Source organism: Paenibacillus sp. J22R160, from assembly GCF_059692135.1.
The window spans coordinates 645,363-663,128 of record NZ_JCAUAU010000002.1; the positions used below are offsets into that span (position 1 = coordinate 645,363).

Consider the following 17,766-nt stretch of genomic DNA (forward strand, 5'->3'; position numbering starts at 1 on the left):
ATATGAAGGAAATCAACCAATTGGCTCTTGTGGATATGATCGTGTTGGATCGCGACGAGAACAACTACTATGCTTACTATCAGGTGTTAAATCCTCCAACCCTTGAGTCTAGAAAAACGGGACCCTCCAAAGCGGCGGTATATACGTATAAATTCTCAGCTGATAGCCCAGCGCAAATCGTGGAGAAATCTACCAATGTATTGTCCAGAAAAGTTTATACATCTAATCTGCAATGTTATATCGTTTCCGAGAGAGAAGCGAGATCAGGGTTGAAGAAAGTGTCTAACTTCTTGGATAGTTTTCCGCAACGTCGAACGAATGTCTATATCGCACTTACGGACGAACCGGTTTCAAAGATTACCAAATCGTTTACGCTACTAGATCGAGTACCGGGCCGAAGTATACGATTGATGCTTGATTTGCAAGCAGAAACCTATAGGATGAAGCAATTTCCAATCAAAGTGAAGGATATCATTGCAGGTATCCCATTCAGTAGACCGACCATTATTCCCATCATTCAATATTTAGGTGAACCGCCTTCTTCATCAACGGACAGGTTAGAAAGAATCGATGCTACCAAGGAAGTTTTCCATATCAAAGGAGGAGCTGTCTTCAGCCAAGCCAAAATGGTGGGGAAAGTCGATAATGATATGAAAAGCCAATTCTACATCTTAAACGGGTATGCACATCGCAGCAATGAATCGATAACGGTACAAGGAGATAGTGTCGATTTGGAAGTGAAGGATATTCAGATCAATCGAAAGTGGAAGTCTGACAAGGTCATGACGATTCGCATCGATGCGGAGCTGGAAATTGTGGATAATGAGCAAAATCAAAAATTCACTTTAGAGAATATAGAAGATCTAACAAAGTCATTCGACACCTATTATTTAGAAAAGAGTGAGAGGTTTGCTCAGTTTGCACGCGAGCATGATTGGGACTTGCTCGGGATTGGTGATACGAGACAAGGTTACGGGAAGTGGAAGGATATTGCTGTGGAGTTCGATATTCAGTCGAAAGTAACGTTCATGGGTAACACGATTACACCATACGAGTAGGAGATTTCCATTGGAGAAAACATCGTTAAGTGCTATTCAAATGACTTTTGTTACGGCTTGTTTCGTGTTAGGAACAACCTTTCTCTTACTGCCAACTGCTTCGATCATGGATGCGAAGCAGTATGGATGGGTTGTTCAATTATGGAGCCTGGGGTTCGGGATGGTGATCGGTGTTTTATGGATCTATCTTTCTGGTCGGCATCCCGGACTCTCGCTTATCCAAATCTCCAATAAAGTCCTTGGGAAATATTTAGGCGGGCTCGTCTCGCTTTGTTATATCGTATTCTTTCTACAAATTACTTCGTGGGTTACACGAAATGTAAGCGACTTCATGCACGTTACGCTGATGCCTAAAACACCTCAAATCGTTTTTCACACGGTAACTTTAATCGTTTGCGCTTATGCTGCCGTTAGAGGCATTCGCTCGATTGCGTTGGTTAGCATTATTGTTGTCCCCTACATCTCCGTCACCTACTGGGTTCCATTTACCGTTATGTTAACGGAGTGGGATTGGAGAAATTTCTCGATTCCATTCGATTTTGAATTTTGGCCCACAGTTGCGAATACGAAATACGCTCTTGGGTTTCCCTATTTGGAGACGGTTTCCTTTATGATGATCTTCCCTCTGGTGCGCCAGAAGCTCAAGACTGCCTTTCTGGGTGGAACGGCCTTCGGTGGCATCCAAATCGTCATTTCTGTCTTTTTTATCATAGGTATATTAGGGGTCTATCGATCGTCGCATCTTATTTACCCAGGGTATGTTATCTTCAGGGAAATGGAGTTCTCTAGTTTTATGGAGCACTTCGAGTCAGTTCTCTCCGTGAACATCATATTAGTCGTCTTTGTAAAACTAAGCGCGCTTTATTATTTTTCAGTCACAGCGATCTGCCAGCTGTTTGCCATTCAGAATCGAGCTATGGTTGCGTACCCCTTAGTGTGGGTGATCTCCAGCTATGCAACACTGTTTTCAAACATAACCGAAAACGCAACTTGGGTTCATAACTATCTTTTTATCTATTATGTGCCGTTCGGAATCGGATTTCCGTTGTTATTGCTTTTCGTCTCCTTGTTGCGCAAAAAGAAAAAAGGGAAGGGAAGGACCGTGCAGGATGATCAGTCTTCTTAGCCTATTTATCGTTTTCCTGGTAGGTGGATTAATGATAAGCAGCAGAATAAAATCCCCGCGTCATGAAAAACGAGCTTTCGTCGCGATTACTTGCATCGGTCTTATTTCATGGCTGAGCATTGTACTTAAAAAACCAATTGATTTGAACAAAGCTATAGGATGGATGATCGACACATTTATAGTAACCTTCTTTCCTTAGACTTATGAGTCATGAGTTGACAGAGGGCAGAATTGACTGTATTATTTTGCAATAAATGATATAGACCTGTCTCCTTCATTTATTGTAGAGGCTCCAATAGCCAAAGTTATTATATTTCTGTGAAAAGGGGATACTAGATGTCTAAACTACAAGAAATCATTACAGTCTCAAGGAATATTATATATTATAAAGGTTATCAAGCCACGTCGATTAACGATATTATGGAAGGCGCTAAGATAGGGAAAGGTCAGTTTTACCACTACTTTTCATCGAAACGCGATCTAGGTCTGGCTGTTGTAGAGGATCTAGTGAAAGAGTGGGATCAGGATGTATTTGTGGGAATCTTTAAATCCAACCTTGATCCAATTACGAAATTAAACAAAATGATGGAGCGATCCTTTGCATTCCATTCCGATGAGACAGGGAAATCGGGGTGTCCTGTTGGAAATCTAGCGATTGAAATGAGCGAGCATGACGAGACATTTCGATTAAAGATTCAATATATTTTTGACAATTGGATTAACTCAGTAGAGAAGACGTTAAATGAATTAATCAAACAAGGGTATTATCCACCAACCATGGATGCCAAAAAGCATGCTCAAACCATCGTTGCTACGATTGAAGGCGGCGTTTTACTCATGAAGAGTCAGAATGATATTGGTTTTCTCACAAGTGCTCTAGATGTGATTCGATCCCAATATAAACTATCTTAAAATGCCAAATTTTTTCAATCTATTTACCTTGCCTAAGCCATGAGGTTTATGCTATCATCATTCTGTACCGAACGGTTGGTATACAAACTGAACTGAAGGGGAAATTACGAATGGGGAACGATAGTTTATATCGAAAGGCATCTTTCAATCGTATCGGAGAATTTAATAAATATAGTGGTGAAGCATTCCGGGCATTTGTCAGCTTTGATCAAAAGGCTTTAGCTCCAGGCGCCTTATCGTCTAAGTTAAAGGAATTAATCGCAGTAGGCGTCGCTCACGTTACAGGTTGTCCTTATTGCATTGAAGTTCACGTTAAAGGAGCTAAAAAAGCTGAGGCTACAAGAGAAGAGATGGCAGAAGCCATTATGGTAGCTACAGCATTAAAAGCGGGATCAGCAATGGCTCATGGTGTTAATGCTTTAAACGCATATGACGAAACAGATGAGGATGAATTATATAAACTATCCTATTTAAATCGTTTAAAAGAATTTTCATCTTTGGATGGAGCAGCTTTTAAATCCTTTATCTCATTTGATCAGCAAGCGATGAAAGCTGGGGAACTAAGCGTAAAAGAGAAAGAATTGATTGCAATTGCAATAGCCCATGTGACAGGATGTCCCTATTGTATTGAAGTTCACGTAAAAGCGGCTAAAAAAGCTCAAGTTACAAAAGAAGAAATGGCTGAAGCTATTATGGTAGCAACAGCATTAAAAGCAGGTTCTGCAATGGCTCATGGGGTTAATGCATTGAATGCCTATGATGAAGCCTAAACGACTATAATGTACCAAACGGTAGGTACAAGATACGTGTGTCGTACAGCATGGAAAAAATAAAAATGAAGGAGCAATGTAAAATGACTAACATCAATGGTGTCGATATGAGTATCTTTGAGAACCTAGCGAAGGCATACAAGGAAAACCCCGATAAAGGAATCGTAGATTTGTCATCTACAGTGAAGTGGACCAATGGCTTCCAAACTAAAGCTATTGTAGGTGACCATGAGCCTATTACAGTTGATGAGCCAAACTGGCTAGGAGGTTCTGAGAAAGGTCCAAATCCAGCGGAACTATTATTAAGTGCACTAGGTTCTTGTATGTCTGTTGCATTCCTACTAAATGCTAATGGAAAAGGGATAAAAATAGACTCTCTAGAGGTTAATGTTTCAGGACAATTAGATTTAAACGTATTGGTCGGGTTAAGAAAAGCTAATCCTGGATTTAACGAAATTGACGTTCAACTTACGGTTGCTAGCGATGCGGACGACAAAACTATAGAAGAATTGGTTGCATTAACTATGGAGCTTTCTACTGTTAAAAATTCACTATCAAGAGTCGTTCAAGTGAATCCAACTTTTATACGCAAATAAGCTTGCTTATATAAGAGAGTAAGAATTTTTTAAAAAATAAATTAACTACTGGAGGAATACTACCAATGAGTCAACAAAACGCTAAATCCGAACTACTACAGGTTATTGCAGACCGCCACTCGGTGAAATATTACCAGCCTGGCCATCAAATCCCTCAAAAAGATTTGCAGCAAATGATAACATCCGCTTCTCAAGCGCCATCTTCCTGGAACCTGCAGCATTGGAAGTTTCTTATTATCGATGAGCCAGCTCAAAGAGAAAAGCTGCTTCCTATTGCATTCGGTCAGCAACAAGTTGTTGAAAGCTCCGTCGTTATCGCTGTTCTAGGCGACCTTGAGGCTAATAAAAATGCGGAAATCGCATTTAATCCCGGAACTGACGGTGAATTTATCCCTAAAATATATGAGGGCTTTGTGGCACAAATCGAAGGAGCTTACCAATTTCCGAATACGGCGCGCGACGAGGCTATCCGCAATGGCTCACTCGCCGCTATGCAGCTTATGATCGCGGCCAAAGCAATGGGGTACGATAGTTCGCCACTGGGCGGTTACGACGTTGAGAAATTCGTTGAAGCGTTCCATGTACCTGCTCGTTACATGCCTATCATGCTGGTTACTGTTGGATTGGCAACAAGACCAGCAAGACGGACCACCCGTTTACCTTTTGACCAAATTACTGTATCAAATACATTTTAAGTTACTAAAAGGCATAACTATTCTTCGTTTTTTATCGAAGAAGGCTATGCCTTTTTCTTATTATTGCTTAGTTTCAAAAGTCTATGCTGCTCTAACTTGCTCCTGTTAGATTTTATATGGCGATTCTCGTAGCAGTCTTGACAACTTATCAACTAGTAAGTTAGTATGAAAAACAGAAATCAGCACACGAATAAGGGTAGGGAGATGGTCATTGTTCAGTTACTTTTGAATTTAACTTATCAACTAGTAAGTAAATAAAAGGAGTCTTTTATGAAAAGAATGCTTTGGGTAGTTCTTATGATGTCTTGTGGTGCTACATTTATTTCTTCTTTATTCCCTTTGTATGGCGAACATTTTCGTTTGAGCAGTCTGGAAATTACGATTCTATTTGCCGTTTATGCCGCAGTTCTGTTGCCAACTTTACTTATCGTGGGGTCCAGAGGGAGTGTATGGGGATTAAAAAGAGTGCTGCGCTATAGTATTTGGTTTTCAATTGCATCAACGTTGCTCTTTATAGCCAGTTCTAATGTTTTGATGCTATTTGGGGCAAGGATTTTGGAAGGTATCGCATATGGTACTTTTACAGGTACGGCTAGTGCATTTTTATTAAAACAAACCGCTCAAAATAAAGTAGGCACTGCAATTAAGTTATCAGGTGTTATTGTAAATATTGGTTTTGGCCTCGGACCCGCTATTTCAGGTTTAATCATTCAGTATGTTCATATGATGCCGCTTCGTATACCATATTGGTTTCTGCTCGTCATGTTATTGAGTTCCTTGGTTGTACTTGAAATATTACCGAAACACGAACAATCTCAAGCGCAGAAGCCAGTGAAAGCCAAAATTTCATTAGGTGTACCTGACAATATTCGTTCCCAATTTTGGTCTTTTGTCGCACTTCCCATCTTCACTGTTTTCACGTTAGGCGGAGTTGTATTTTCTCTTATTCCTTCATTTGTTAAAAACGTTATTCACACTAACAATCTCTCTGTCTCGGGTTTATTAATTCTTGTACTACTAGGCGGCGGGGCCCTCATGCAGTTTTCACCTTGGCCGCGCAATCCTATCACGCGGATGCGTACGGGAATCCTTGCTCTTATTATTGGATCGTGGATCATTGTATTTTCTGGTCAGCAAGGGAGTTTATTTTTACTATGGACAGGATTTTTCATTCAAGCAATTGGTGTCGGATGGACATTCCAAGTTTCTTTGAGGTATGCCAGCCAGTTGCCGAAACCGGAAGAACGTCCGCGAGTCATTTCGGCATTTTATTTTAGCGCCTATGCCGGATTCATTGTTCCTCCTATTGGTGTTGGGGTACTGACTCATTTTTTTAGTTTGAACTATTCGTTGGTTCTTATTAATTCGTTTGCTGCGCTCATGGTTATCTATGTATTAATTTATTCAGTAAAGTTTAATCGTTATTATTCGCGAATTACTTCTTAATAATCTTCGTAATTTGGATCAAGTCACGAACTTGACAACTTATCAACTAGTAAGTTAGAATGTCCGTATGAAAAATAGAAAAACTCAAATTCTTGACCTGTTTCTGGATCTGATTCGCGAAAAAGGGTATGTTGCAATTAGTTACGACGATATATCAAAGCAGCTAGGCGTAACGAAGGCGAGCATTCATTACCACTTCGAAAAAAAGGAGGATTTAGCTGTTGCTTTAACGGATAGAATCCATCAGTTTTTGCAACGTTTAGTCATGTCCTTGAAGAGTGATTCAATACCCGTGGAAGAGAAAATGAAAAGTTTAATGACCAAGCAACTAGAGCTGGGGGGAAATGGCATATGTCCAATTTCTTCACTGCAAACCGACTATGTATCCCTTCCAGAAGTAGTTCAAGAAAGAGTTCAAGAAATTAGCCAATTTGAATTGACAAGTTGGAGAGAGCTACTAGGAGAAGCACAGAACGAAGGCTTAGTTAAAAGCTCCGTCGATGTCGAATCTTTAGCCTATACCGTTTTGTCAATGATAAAAGGTAGCTTGCAGTACAATCGAGTGATAGAAAAAGATATATTACCTTCCATTAGTGATCAAATAGAACGGATTATTAAGTGTTAATTTTTTGGTGGAAGCTTATCAACTAGTAAGTAAATTGGTCAACACAATAATTCAAGAGGGGAGACATGCTCAAATGAACTGGAAGGAAATCACTACACTTGAAGAGTGGAATGAAATACTTGCAAAGTCATCAGAACGCGGACAAATTATTTATAAACATAGTACGACATGCCCCGTTAGCGCCAATGCACTTGAAGAATTTGAAAATTATTTGAAGAGTACCCCGAGTCAAGAGGTCGATTACACGTTAGTCAAAGTGATCGAATCCCGTCCGGTGTCGAACAAAATTGCTGAGGATTTGAACGTCAAACATGAATCTCCGCAAATGATATACGTGAAGGATCAAGGGAAATATTGGGCTGCCTCCCACTGGGCGGTTACGAAAGCGCATATGACTGCAATTTTAGATTAAAATAAGAAGTTGCAATGAAAAAAAGACCGCAGAATGCGGTCTTTTTTCTATAAGAATGCTTCACTACTTCTCGGGTGAAACGTCAAAGGCTAGAAGCTGCGTCACTTGCGATGCGCCGAAATTGTTGTCAGAGACAAGGATAAGGCTGTCGTGCCCGTTTTGGAGCTTCGGCCCCCAAGTGATGCCTTCCACGTTATCGAGTTTCGGCAGGTTCAGCGTATTGAGATCCAGCACCAGCTTCTTTGTAAGCGGTGTGAATTGGCCGGCTGTTAAAGCGTCAAGGCTGTTCACATTGGTCGCTTGAGCGGCTTCCGCTTGATAAATGCGAATGTAATTGGAATAATTGCCATCGGCGGCTTGCACGCCGGACCGTTCCAAGATCAGGAACTGATGATCGTTTATCGCAAGCATTTCCGAAACGCCGTTATCGGCGCTTTTGCCTTGTCCGGGCTTAGCCGGGATGGCGTCAATCGGATACGCATATTGCGCGATGATATCGCCACTTCGATTGTATTTCGTTATACGGGAATAAGAGCCAGCATCAACCGTCGAGATTTCGCCGTCCTGATAGAGCGCGGCTTCCATGGAAGTAAAGTAGTATTTGCCGTCTGGGGAGAAACTGCTTCCTTCCAGAGCAAGATTGTTACGGAAGCCTTTCTGCGTAGTGTTACCGCTGTTGACATCCATTTGGAAAGCTTTAGGCGTCAGGATCGAAGACACGTACTTGCCTTTCAATGTTGCTTGGCGGATGAAAGGGTTCAAGTTAAGGCTGCGATCGCCTTCGCTCGTATACCAGATCGTTTTGCCGTTAGGATCAAAGCGGATCGATTCCAAATCTGGGACAATGCCTTGCTTATTAGCCGTGTAATCTTTCTTGTTCGGATACGTTGTGCCATCTTCTTGTTTGAACTGCGTCATACCGGTAAGTTCGACCCCGTAAAAACTCTTGGTGTCGTATTTCAGCTTAGCGCTGTAAAAACGAGCAGGAGCATTGTCCGAGCGATCATCGCTGATAAGAACCCATTGGTGCGTTCCAGGGTTGTAATCAATACCGGATAATCCGCCAACAAGCGTTTCCTCGAACTTTAGATCGTTTGCAAGTCGTTGTTCACCGATAAACGTAAGTTGCCCGACCGTGTGATTTTGAACATGCCTAGCTTGCTTATGAGACTTCGCTGCTTTTCGTTGTTGGCCTTCAGTCATTGAAGCTTGTCCGTTTGGTTCCGTCGTGGCGGCCGAAGCGGCAGCGAGTGGCACGGAGACCAGCAATAAACCGGCGACAGCCCCAGTAGAAATGAGCTTACTTACCTTCACGTCAACACCTTCTCTCCCAAATTCATCCATCAGTAACGATGACACTCTCATTATATAGAAGTGCGCCAGAACGGGACAATAGGATATGGGGAAATTTACATAAGCTTAAATTCAAAGGACTAGATGCATGCAGTTGTCGGGATTGATGTCTTAGGCTACCGAGGAATTGATCGGTAGCCACATGGCATCTCTATTGCGGTAATTTGTGGTACTATAAATGATATCAGACCAGTGGTTAATCAACGTGGAGGCTCGAATCCCGTATGCATGAACGCGCTTCTTCCAAATCAACCCGAGTATTTTACAGTTGAGTTTTTGTAACGATAATCACTCATATTTCTCCTTATAGCCAAGCAACCTAGCAAGGGGAGTAAGGATCGTAAAGACGATTTTCTGCACGGACCATGCAGGGTTTACCACCTGAATTTCATTCTGATAATTGAGCATGGGCAAAGCCATCCGAACCAAACTGGGTGTTCCTTTCGCATTCAGCTTGCCGTCTCTTGCAAGAGCGAAATAAGTGCGGAAGAATCCTTCAATCTCCAGTGCCGGTGTAAATCTTTGAACCGTATGCGCTTCGGCAGCATCTTCATTCCAGAAATAATGGGGAACGCCGGCAGGAATCTCCAAAAGATCTCCTGGACCGAGGACTCGGGTCTCGCCGTTCATATAGAAGTGGATTTTGCCGGTAATCACTTCTAATGAACTTTTTTGCTTCGGATGAATATGTTCGGGCTCTCTTTCGTTAGAGGGGGGATTAAAGCTTTCAATTTCCAATAAGTCACCATTCGTCTCTTTCCCGGTTAAACGGAAAATCATCCTCTGCCCGCTGCGAGGATTCGTTATTTGTCTGTCAATACTTGTCATGACAGCCTCCTTATTTAATGGTTCAGTATTAGCCCGGCTGGGAGTCAATCTGCTTACAATTTCCAAGAAAAGATGACATCCCAGCTTCATGGTATCCCTCTAAATGACTATCGTCAAGACGTAGAATCGATTCACAAAATTAAAATAATTGGGGGGAGGATTCTTTGTGGAAATAAAAAAATAGAGGGGACAAGCCCTCTATTAGGTATTTATTGCACACAGTTTAATTTTCTGATACATCACCACTATTCGTGATAATGCATCCAATCGTTAGATCGGTCTCCAATTTCGGATAATAATCTTCACGCCATTTGGGGAGCTGAACGAAAGGCAGTTTGTTTCTAAAATATTGTCCCGTACCTAAAGCATCGGATCCAATCGCTTTGAGCTGGCCAAAGAGCACCTCATACCGTTCTTTTATATCTTTTGAAAAGGCTTCCACGATCTGGTCTTCATTAAAGCTTCCATTATTCTCAATAAGTTGCAAGGAAAGCTGCATATTCATATGAAGGACGGGATGCTCGTCACGCCAATCGGTATGTATGCGGTTTTTACATTTTACAATCGCTACGCTCGCCTGATTCGTTACTTGAACAACAGAGCCTTGAAACATTTCTTCGTATAAATTGATTAACAGGGATTGTTCCTTCTTAATTTCCCCTTTCATCCTCCCTTTGGCCATTACCGCAGAACCAAGAAACTCCAGCATCGTTGATTTCCCCGAGCGCAGAATGGGTATGGTCACATCTTCCGTGTCTGAATGGATAGCTCCAAAGATTTTCCAAACATAGGCGAGACTAATTTCAGGGCTCCATCCTGCATTTTTATTGAAAAAGTTCATGAGTGCGCTCCCGTCCGTTTGGATAACACGCCCTGTATGTGCTAGAAAAGATCCGATTTCTTCGGAAGTGATGGCAACGAGCGCTTTGGTAGGCAGCTGCTGGCTTCTCGCGATGAAGGCTATCGCTTCTTGAATCCCATCTTCGGCAAGTGTACGATCAATAACGATTAATTGCACATGCATGAAATCGATGCCGGCTTCAATATCGGTATCAATTTCCGTAAGTGCTTTACTAATTGTATCGGCTTCTTTGTAATAAACCTTGGAGGATAATCCTTGCTTTTCAGGCGATGGAATTTGAATGTGAATCCTATATTTACTAGCCTTACCATAAGAGATGCCCAAGACAATGGGGAGAACCCTGTGATTGACGTCCTTAATGTCCCAACAGCCGGTTAACAATGCCGCACAAGTGATTAGTAGAGCACCAGTTTGAAGTTTACGCATCATTTTCGATAACCTTCTTTCTGTTCGCTCTTTGAATGAAACCTCCTCGTAGAAAGACAACAATTGGGATCACCAAGAAGACAACGATACGGAACCAAATATCGAACGTGTATATCTTTATATAGGAATTCCAGTTCGGAATTATTGCGGATGCTACAAAGACAAGTAAGCAAAGAATGGGTCTAATATAGGACTCCTTCCACCCCGGTATCATTTTTCGAACTAACACAGCAGAGGACCAGAGCGCATATGAGGTGATTAATAAGACGAAAGCAAGCAGAGCAACCGCATAGAATAGTGATATTCGGTTAAATATGGACCAGGTAATATTGACGGTATCAATACTTGTTACCAGTGGAAAATTCATTAATGTTGCCGCGTTCACCCCAAATATAAGAACTGGAATATAGATGATGGCCACATATAGCACAGTTAAAGGAATCATTGTAATCAGGAGGGGTTTCATCCGAACTTTGATAACAGGAGGCAGCATACCTAGTAGAAGAAAAGGGCAAATTGAAAATAATGGAATTAGAAACTTTACATGCTGCAAAAAGTCAAAGCTTGTATTTACAAGTGGAAAGATGTTGGTGAACCTTGAATTAACAGCACACCCCAGCAGGGCGAATAAAAGAGCAGGGAAATGTAGAATTGACACTAAGTTGCTAGCTCTCAAGATGCCATGCGGGCCGATGGATGATCCAAGTAACGTAATGAAACAAAGTAATATCAAAATTGAAATTAACGGTGATCGGACCACGAAAACGATAATCATTAGTTCAGCAAAGCCTCGAATCCCCAGAACACCGATAAGGAGTATATAGAGAATAAGTGGCAGAAGCAGGGCTGTACTAACCCATCTACCGAGAGGAAGAAGTAAATCTGCATAATCCAAATTCCCTGCTTTGTTCAATCCTTTAATCAAAATGACCATAAGGATTAACTCGATAAGCATATACATCACGGCTGGTTCCCAATGTCCATATTTCGTTGTATGTAACACCGCTCTTGGAAAGAGCAGAAACATGATACTGCAATGACATCCGATGAAAAATAAAGGGATTGTTAACGTTGAAATCCATCGATAACTCAAAGAATCACTCCTTTCCAAATGCTAGGTTCGTCTTAATTTCCTGTAATCGAGAAAGCTCATAAACGGTATACCAAAGTGTTCAACTCTGCACACATAAAAGCAAATGGCAATAAAACCTGCGAACAAACCGAAAACACCAAAAATACCAGAGAGCACAACGACGGCTGCTCTCATAATTCGAATATTCAACGTGTTTAAGTAATTAGGAAAAGCAAAGGTGGCAGTTACGGAAACTGACAGTACAATGATAACAAGACTGCTTACCAACTTGGCATCGACAATGGCTGTTCCAAGTACAATGCCCCCTATGACCGTAATGGAAGCAGCTATGCTTTTGGGTAACCGCTGTGTTGATTCAATGCTGATCTCGCTAACAATTAATAAGAAAGCCATTTCTAAAAATGTAGGCAAGGGGATGCCAATTCGGCTGCTTGCTACAGAGAGCGCAAGCTCGATTCGCAGCGTTTCTGGATTCACAGAGACTAGAGCTACATAAAGTCCAGGTGTCAGCAAAGAGATCAACACGCTCATTAAACGCAAGGATCGGAGACCTAACATAATGAGCAGGGGAAGTTGTCTATCCCACTGTATAGAAATGAAGTCGCCAAATAGCAGGGGAAGCACGTAAGCCACGGGTTCTCCATCTATCAGCAATATGACTCTTCCTCGCATCATTGATAAGATCGCTTGCATAGGAATTTCTGTTTTATAAAAGGGAGACAGCAAGTCAAAACGATTGCTTCCTAGTATTTCCATCAGGTCTTGTCCTGTCTGTAAATCCCTGTTTGAAGCGTTAAGCAATAAACCTTTGACTTGACGCAGCAGTTCTTTATCCACTTGCTCTGAATGGTAAACTAAGGATGCCTCTTTCGTGGCTGCTCCAGTAAATGTAAAACCTTCAGCAATTAAGTATTGCGAATTCAACCCTCTTCTAATGAGTCCAATATTCGTGGTTAAGGGCTCCATGAAGGCGACCGCCGGAGCGAATGGCATCGATTCGTTCTCAGGCTTATCAACAGCTCGGGAAAGAGAAGCGGGCATTCCTTGAAAACTGAATGCGCGCTCACCATCGGCACTCAATAAAACTACCCGTCCTTGCTGAAGCTCATTCATCTCCTCAGGGCTCCATGCCTTGCCAACCAATCGCGAGCGAATGTCGTCGTAGGAAACGGCTTGCGTAATTCCGGAATCCCAAATAAACCTAATGGTTTCCTGCGAATTCACAACAGAGTCATAACAAATCAGCCACATATATTCCGCTCCGAGCTGTATCCGTTCAATTTTCAGATCACGATGAAATTGTGCTTTTTTAAGAATGACCTCTAAAAAGTTGCTCATGGCTAACCTCCCAGAGATAGTGTTTACTATAAATTGGGAATTATTCGTATGGCCCAATAGGCAAAGCCTCATGGTATTTTCAAAAATACGGCAGCCTTTTCTACTTAAAGTAATTTATCAATCATCCAACCAATTATCTTATTGGTATCAATTGGTTGACCCATGAGTATACTCGCATACAACAGAAAGCCAATTGTGGTCAAAAATATATGGATAAATTTTTCCTTAGTTGAAGTTTTAGCGCGTAACATTCCCCAAATAGAGAGGGGCAAGTAAATAAGGTAGACCATAGTTAATAGAATCATGCAACATGCATCCGTTTGAATTGTTCGTTTCTAATCCAAGAAACAACGATGAGCAGCACCGGGATCACGACGGCAAACAAGCTTTCGAAGGCAAAAGAATAATGGTGATCCCAGTTCATATTTTCGAGAACATTCTCAAACAGCAAAGAGATAGGTAGGATTATCCATATTAAAGAAATGGTCGTAAAGGTTCTATTTTTCAGCCCAAACATCTGACTAATTCCAAGCACGGAGCAGTACATCGCTATGGAAAGTTTAATTGAGATGGCTAAAAACCAAATAAATACAATCACGACCTCCATGTGATCCAAGAAAAAGGAAAAAGGCAGTTCCTGCGCCAATGTGAAAATCGGGTACATTAAATGAGAGGAACGGTAGCTCCCGACCATACCAAGTACGAAAAAAACGATTAAGCTGAGCATAATAGCCGCTACTCCGATCCCCATAAGGAAGGATCTTACAAGCTTTTTACTTACAAACGGAAAAAACATGATGAGACATACGGTCTCACTGAAAGGAAACCCAAGAATCTCCTTCGTATTGAGTAAAAGTGGTAAAGGGCGGAATTCTTGTGCCGGACCAAAGTTTGCCCAATCCCAGCCTTTTAGCATGAGGAGGAACACGATCCAAAAAACAAAAAGTAAGATAGGGGTCAAAAATTCGTTTAGCATGGCTAGCGATTCCGCACCTTTTATGACGACATAAGCAGATACAAGTAAAAACAGAAGGTGAACGAATTCAATAGGTGTTTGCAGCAGTAAATTCATCTTGATAAAATCCCCCAAATTACGCACGACCCAAGCAGCGAGTTGTATGAAAAGCACGATATACAAACTCGCAAAGAAATATCCTACTTTGGGGCCGAGCACAACTATGCAGATCTGGACGATACTTAATCCGGGGTGCCTCCGTGACAAATAAATCCATAGCGTTGCTATAATGATGCCATATATCCCCCCTCCAAGCGGTATGATCCATGCGTGCTCCTTAGCAGAAGTGATCAGTCCTCCTGGACGAATAAAGAACGATGTTCCTAGTATAAAAGAAATCGTAAGGAGGAACATCTGCCAAGGTGTCAGTTGCGCATTTTCCATATTCAGCTTTACTCCTCTCTGCGGTAGGAAGACTTTGTTCGTCCAAACCACTTTAGTTTGAGATCCGTAGTTATGTTAACATCCGTCTCTCTCCAAGCTGACGGGTCGGATTTCAACCTAGACCATTGCTTACTGCGCTTGCGGTCGATTTGATCCTGAATGCCAAGCAAATCCCAGTTTTTTTCCTTAGTGAATTTTACGAATTCTATACATTTTTTTTCAAATTCTTTATTCGCTAATCTTTCAATTTCCTTATAGTCGAACAAATCAGAATCCACGGGTCTATTGTCCAGCATTAATCGTAGTGATGATTTTATGGTTAAGTGAAGCTTGGTTAAATCTCCATCAATGAGTAAACTTCGCTCTATTTTCGTATCGCCAAGAAAGACCTCAATGTTTCCTTTAGTATTTGAAAGTTTTATTAAATATTGATCCACTTTGTTGTTTAGTAAATTATTTAAATTGTTTGTTAGGTCATCAATTTTGCCTGCGTTGCGCTCCTGGAGAAATACGGTTCCTCCATTTAAAATAATACTCCTATCCGGTGCATTGATCTCTTCAAGCTTTGAGAATTCAGTGTTCTGTTTAGAGCTCAGTACCTTAATATTCGGAACGACGAAAGGTTGTTTCCGAGAAAGCGAATTAATGGCATCGCGTGCGCGAACAGGCACATAAGTTCCATTTACTCTATGTTGGAGATCCATCATGGCGTGGATCGCCTCGCCTGGAATACGATCCAAGGGGACAAGCGTGTGCATGATTTTCTCCAAAGGATCATCCGCAATAAAACAATAGCCCGTTGAGCGTCTAGTCGGGTTACTTTCGGTCCAGTCCAGAATCTCACGATAATATTTCATGGCATAGCGTTGTGACATTATATAGACTTGAACTTGATTAGTGAAGAGGAATCGAGGAACTTGATTGTTCGCATAGATACTAAAGCCTGAAACCGATTCAAGTTCTTGTGTTGCTTTGTATGTATAGACAGATGCCTTGGAAGTCTTCACCGGATTTGCCTCCGGCACCGGTTGGATTAAGAACTTGAAAATAGACAAGCCGATTGCTTGTTTCTGGATCGTAATCAATGCCAATTGCGTCTACGATTGCAAGATCATTAATTTCTTTCTTGTCCCAGCATCCGGTCGTCAGCACGATAAGTGTTAAGAAAGCTGCGGCAAATTTCGGGTGTCTCATGACAGGTTCTCCTTGTCTTGCATCAAGGCTAAGGTTGACGCCTTGAAAATAATCGGCGAGATCTTTTCATTTTCGATCGTGGAGCACGTATCAAAGTATCTTTCAAATCTGCAATATGAAGCGGAGCGAGAGGTGTGAAATATTTGACACCGAATGATCGAATGGACACTAGATGCGTAAGCAACAAAAGCACGCCGCATGTAATGCCGAGCATGCCTACTACACCTGCTAAGATAATAAAACTGAACTGGATGATACGCTGAACGGTTCCAAAACTGTAAGAGGGAGTGACGAAATTAGCAATAGCAGTAATAGAAACCACGATGACCATAGAAGCAGATACAAGTCCTGCTTCTACTGCCGATTGTCCTAATACGAGCGCTCCTACAATGGAAATGGCTTGTCCAGCAATACGAGGCATACGAAGCCCGGCTTCTCGCAGGATTTCAAAGGTAATCAGCATGATCATCGCCTCTAAAAACGCTGGGAAAGGAATGCCTTCTCGCTGCGAAGACAAACTAATTAAGAGAGAAACGGGAAGCACTTCCTGATGGAAAGTCACAAATGCGATGTAAACGGATGGGACGAAGATAGCAAGCAAGAAGGAGAACATCCGAAGCCAACGAATCAACGTTGCGATATCCGCTCGCTCATAATAATCCTCCGGTGAATTAAATAATTGAAAAAAAGTAATGGGTCCGATTAATACGCACGGCGTACCGGAGGTCATGACGGCGAATGAACCCTCCAATAGATGTGCCGTTACGACATCTGGTCTTTCCGTTGAATACACTTGAGGAAAGGGCGTCCACTCGGTATCTTGTATGCACTCTTCGATATATGCACTTTCTAATATGCTGTCCGTTTTGATGTTTTCCAATCTGCGTTCTGCTTCGGATATAATGGCAGGAGAAGCCAGGTTTTGCAAATAGACAAGATAGACATCCGTTTTGGTATTCTGCCCGAGTGTGAGCTTGCTATAGGTTAAATGACTCGATTTCAAGCGCTTGCGAACCAAGGCCAAGTTTACTTTAATATCCTCCGTAAAGCCTTCTTTTGGTCCATGTACGGTGACTTCATTCACGGGCTCGGTCACACTTCGAGCAGGGATTTTGGAGAAATCTAAGGCAAACGGCTGTCCTTCTCTCAAAGGGACGAATAAGATAAATCCATCTAATACATATTTGATGCCTGTTTCCCCATTGCTTACCGTCTGCATGAATGAACTGGGCATGTTATTAGTGAGGACGCTAGTCATCTGTTTGTGGTCAGAACCAACGTCAAGTTGAATAAGCGGTTGCAAAATGAATTCTTCAAAACGTGTTTTATCTACTAGCGATTCTATGTAGAAACAATGAATTTCCTCATTCCCGGTAACAGGTAACAAGTGATGGTTGAAGTCAGGTGAATGACCAAGTGCATCTATGATGAATGAAATAATAGAATTTGACGAACCAGAGGGGAGACTCATAAGCAAACCTCCTCGTTAATTAGATGATTGTTAATATTGGTAAAGCAGGAGTTATTTATACTTCTAAAGAAATGACCACTCGAACGTCGGGCAAACTCCGACGTTTTTCCTGTTTCACAAATGGCTGAAAGAAGGCCTGCCATCCAAAAGTTACTTTGGATA

Annotated in this window: 18 protein-coding genes; 9 read left to right on the top strand and 9 right to left on the bottom strand. The window is 41.8% G+C overall.

The window, feature by feature from the left end:
• The first annotated feature begins 2 nt into the window (after positions 1-2).
• The 9 genes from AC58UW_RS06570 to ytxJ all read left to right on the top strand — a co-directional run bounded on the left by AC58UW_RS06570 (position 3) and on the right by ytxJ (position 7,640).
• Complete coding sequence (locus AC58UW_RS06570) at positions 3-1,058, top strand: Ger(x)C family spore germination protein (protein WP_497419872.1); 1,056 nt, start codon at positions 3-5, stop codon at positions 1,056-1,058.
• A 10-nt stretch (positions 1,059-1,068) separates the two neighbouring features.
• Positions 1,069-2,184 carry a GerAB/ArcD/ProY family transporter gene (locus tag AC58UW_RS06575; protein ID WP_497419873.1) on the top strand — a complete coding sequence of 372 codons (1,116 nt, stop codon included), beginning with the start codon at positions 1,069-1,071 and terminating at the stop codon, positions 2,182-2,184.
• Between the two features lie 336 nt (positions 2,185-2,520).
• A complete protein-coding gene (locus tag AC58UW_RS06580) occupies positions 2,521-3,096 on the top strand; it encodes a TetR/AcrR family transcriptional regulator (RefSeq protein WP_497419874.1) in 576 nt (191 codons plus the stop codon).
• Positions 3,097-3,206: 110 nt separating this feature from the next.
• A complete protein-coding gene (locus AC58UW_RS06585; RefSeq protein ID WP_497419875.1) occupies positions 3,207-3,866 on the top strand; it encodes a carboxymuconolactone decarboxylase family protein in 660 nt (219 codons plus the stop codon).
• A 50-nt stretch (positions 3,867-3,916) separates the two neighbouring features.
• Positions 3,917-4,462, top strand: a complete 546-nt coding sequence (locus tag AC58UW_RS06590; RefSeq protein WP_497419876.1) for an OsmC family protein — start codon at positions 3,917-3,919, stop codon at positions 4,460-4,462.
• Between the two features lie 65 nt (positions 4,463-4,527).
• Entirely contained in the window at positions 4,528-5,157 is a 630-nt protein-coding gene (locus AC58UW_RS06595) for a nitroreductase family protein (protein ID WP_497419877.1), read from the top strand.
• A gap of 270 nt (positions 5,158-5,427) precedes the next feature.
• A complete protein-coding gene (locus tag AC58UW_RS06600) occupies positions 5,428-6,603 on the top strand; it encodes an MFS transporter (RefSeq protein ID WP_497419878.1) in 1,176 nt (391 codons plus the stop codon).
• 67 nt (positions 6,604-6,670) lie between these two features.
• Positions 6,671-7,228 carry a TetR/AcrR family transcriptional regulator gene (locus AC58UW_RS06605; protein ID WP_497419879.1) on the top strand — a complete coding sequence of 186 codons (558 nt, stop codon included), beginning with the start codon at positions 6,671-6,673 and terminating at the stop codon, positions 7,226-7,228.
• Between the two features lie 73 nt (positions 7,229-7,301).
• A complete protein-coding gene (gene ytxJ / locus AC58UW_RS06610; protein ID WP_497419880.1) occupies positions 7,302-7,640 on the top strand; it encodes a bacillithiol system redox-active protein YtxJ in 339 nt (112 codons plus the stop codon).
• 63 nt (positions 7,641-7,703) lie between these two features.
• Here the strand turns inward: ytxJ and AC58UW_RS06615 are convergent, their stop codons facing one another.
• The 9 genes from AC58UW_RS06615 to AC58UW_RS06655 form a co-directional block, all read right to left on the bottom strand.
• Positions 7,704-8,954 (bottom strand): esterase-like activity of phytase family protein, encoded by a 1,251-nt coding sequence (locus AC58UW_RS06615; protein ID WP_497419881.1) that lies wholly within the window; start codon positions 8,952-8,954, stop codon positions 7,704-7,706.
• Positions 8,955-9,281: 327 nt separating this feature from the next.
• On the bottom strand, positions 9,282-9,821 hold the full coding sequence (locus AC58UW_RS06620) for a cupin domain-containing protein (protein WP_497419882.1): 540 nt from the start codon (positions 9,819-9,821) through the stop codon (positions 9,282-9,284).
• Between the two features lie 223 nt (positions 9,822-10,044).
• On the bottom strand, positions 10,045-11,112 hold the full coding sequence (locus tag AC58UW_RS06625; RefSeq protein ID WP_497419883.1) for a Ger(x)C family spore germination protein: 1,068 nt from the start codon (positions 11,110-11,112) through the stop codon (positions 10,045-10,047).
• Positions 11,102-12,202, bottom strand: a complete 1,101-nt coding sequence (locus tag AC58UW_RS06630; protein ID WP_497419884.1) for a GerAB/ArcD/ProY family transporter — start codon at positions 12,200-12,202, stop codon at positions 11,102-11,104. The genes AC58UW_RS06625 and AC58UW_RS06630 overlap by 11 nt, the downstream gene beginning before the upstream one ends.
• Before the next feature lie 21 nt (positions 12,203-12,223).
• A complete protein-coding gene (locus tag AC58UW_RS06635; RefSeq protein WP_497419885.1) occupies positions 12,224-13,540 on the bottom strand; it encodes a spore germination protein in 1,317 nt (438 codons plus the stop codon).
• Between the two features lie 301 nt (positions 13,541-13,841).
• A complete protein-coding gene (locus tag AC58UW_RS06640) occupies positions 13,842-14,939 on the bottom strand; it encodes a GerAB/ArcD/ProY family transporter (protein ID WP_497419886.1) in 1,098 nt (365 codons plus the stop codon).
• Between the two features lie 8 nt (positions 14,940-14,947).
• Positions 14,948-15,946: a Ger(x)C family spore germination protein gene (locus AC58UW_RS06645; protein ID WP_497419887.1), complete on the bottom strand. Its 999-nt coding sequence runs from the start codon at positions 15,944-15,946 to the stop codon at positions 14,948-14,950.
• A complete protein-coding gene (locus AC58UW_RS06650; RefSeq protein WP_497419888.1) occupies positions 15,894-16,133 on the bottom strand; it encodes a Ger(x)C family spore germination protein in 240 nt (79 codons plus the stop codon). Before AC58UW_RS06650 ends, AC58UW_RS06645 begins: the two co-directional genes overlap by 53 nt.
• 28 nt (positions 16,134-16,161) lie before the next feature.
• The gene (locus tag AC58UW_RS06655) at positions 16,162-17,604 is read right to left on the bottom strand and encodes a spore germination protein (RefSeq protein ID WP_497419889.1); all 1,443 of its coding nucleotides are present in this window, start codon (positions 17,602-17,604) and stop codon (positions 16,162-16,164) included.
• Positions 17,605-17,766 lie beyond the last annotated feature (162 nt).

What these genes read in the sequence shown, in the direction of transcription:
- AC58UW_RS06570 (WP_497419872.1), top strand. Translation starts at nt 3, where the DNA reads ATGAAGGAAATCAACCAATTGGCTCTTGTGGATATGATCGTGTTGGAT.
- AC58UW_RS06580 (WP_497419874.1), top strand. Translation starts at nt 2,521, where the DNA reads ATGTCTAAACTACAAGAAATCATTACAGTCTCAAGGAATATTATATAT.
- AC58UW_RS06585 (WP_497419875.1), top strand. Translation starts at nt 3,207, where the DNA reads ATGGGGAACGATAGTTTATATCGAAAGGCATCTTTCAATCGTATCGGA.
- AC58UW_RS06590 (WP_497419876.1), top strand. Translation starts at nt 3,917, where the DNA reads ATGGAAAAAATAAAAATGAAGGAGCAATGTAAAATGACTAACATCAAT.
- AC58UW_RS06595 (WP_497419877.1), top strand. Translation starts at nt 4,528, where the DNA reads ATGAGTCAACAAAACGCTAAATCCGAACTACTACAGGTTATTGCAGAC.
- AC58UW_RS06600 (WP_497419878.1), top strand. Translation starts at nt 5,428, where the DNA reads ATGAAAAGAATGCTTTGGGTAGTTCTTATGATGTCTTGTGGTGCTACA.
- AC58UW_RS06605 (WP_497419879.1), top strand. Translation starts at nt 6,671, where the DNA reads ATGAAAAATAGAAAAACTCAAATTCTTGACCTGTTTCTGGATCTGATT.
- ytxJ (WP_497419880.1), top strand. Translation starts at nt 7,302, where the DNA reads ATGAACTGGAAGGAAATCACTACACTTGAAGAGTGGAATGAAATACTT.
- AC58UW_RS06620 (WP_497419882.1), bottom strand. Translation starts at nt 9,821, where the DNA reads ATGACAAGTATTGACAGACAAATAACGAATCCTCGCAGCGGGCAGAGG.
- AC58UW_RS06625 (WP_497419883.1), bottom strand. Translation starts at nt 11,112, where the DNA reads ATGATGCGTAAACTTCAAACTGGTGCTCTACTAATCACTTGTGCGGCA.
- AC58UW_RS06635 (WP_497419885.1), bottom strand. Translation starts at nt 13,540, where the DNA reads ATGAGCAACTTTTTAGAGGTCATTCTTAAAAAAGCACAATTTCATCGT.
- AC58UW_RS06640 (WP_497419886.1), bottom strand. Translation starts at nt 14,939, where the DNA reads ATGGAAAATGCGCAACTGACACCTTGGCAGATGTTCCTCCTTACGATT.
- AC58UW_RS06650 (WP_497419888.1), bottom strand. Translation starts at nt 16,133, where the DNA reads ATGAGACACCCGAAATTTGCCGCAGCTTTCTTAACACTTATCGTGCTG.
- AC58UW_RS06655 (WP_497419889.1), bottom strand. Translation starts at nt 17,604, where the DNA reads ATGAGTCTCCCCTCTGGTTCGTCAAATTCTATTATTTCATTCATCATA.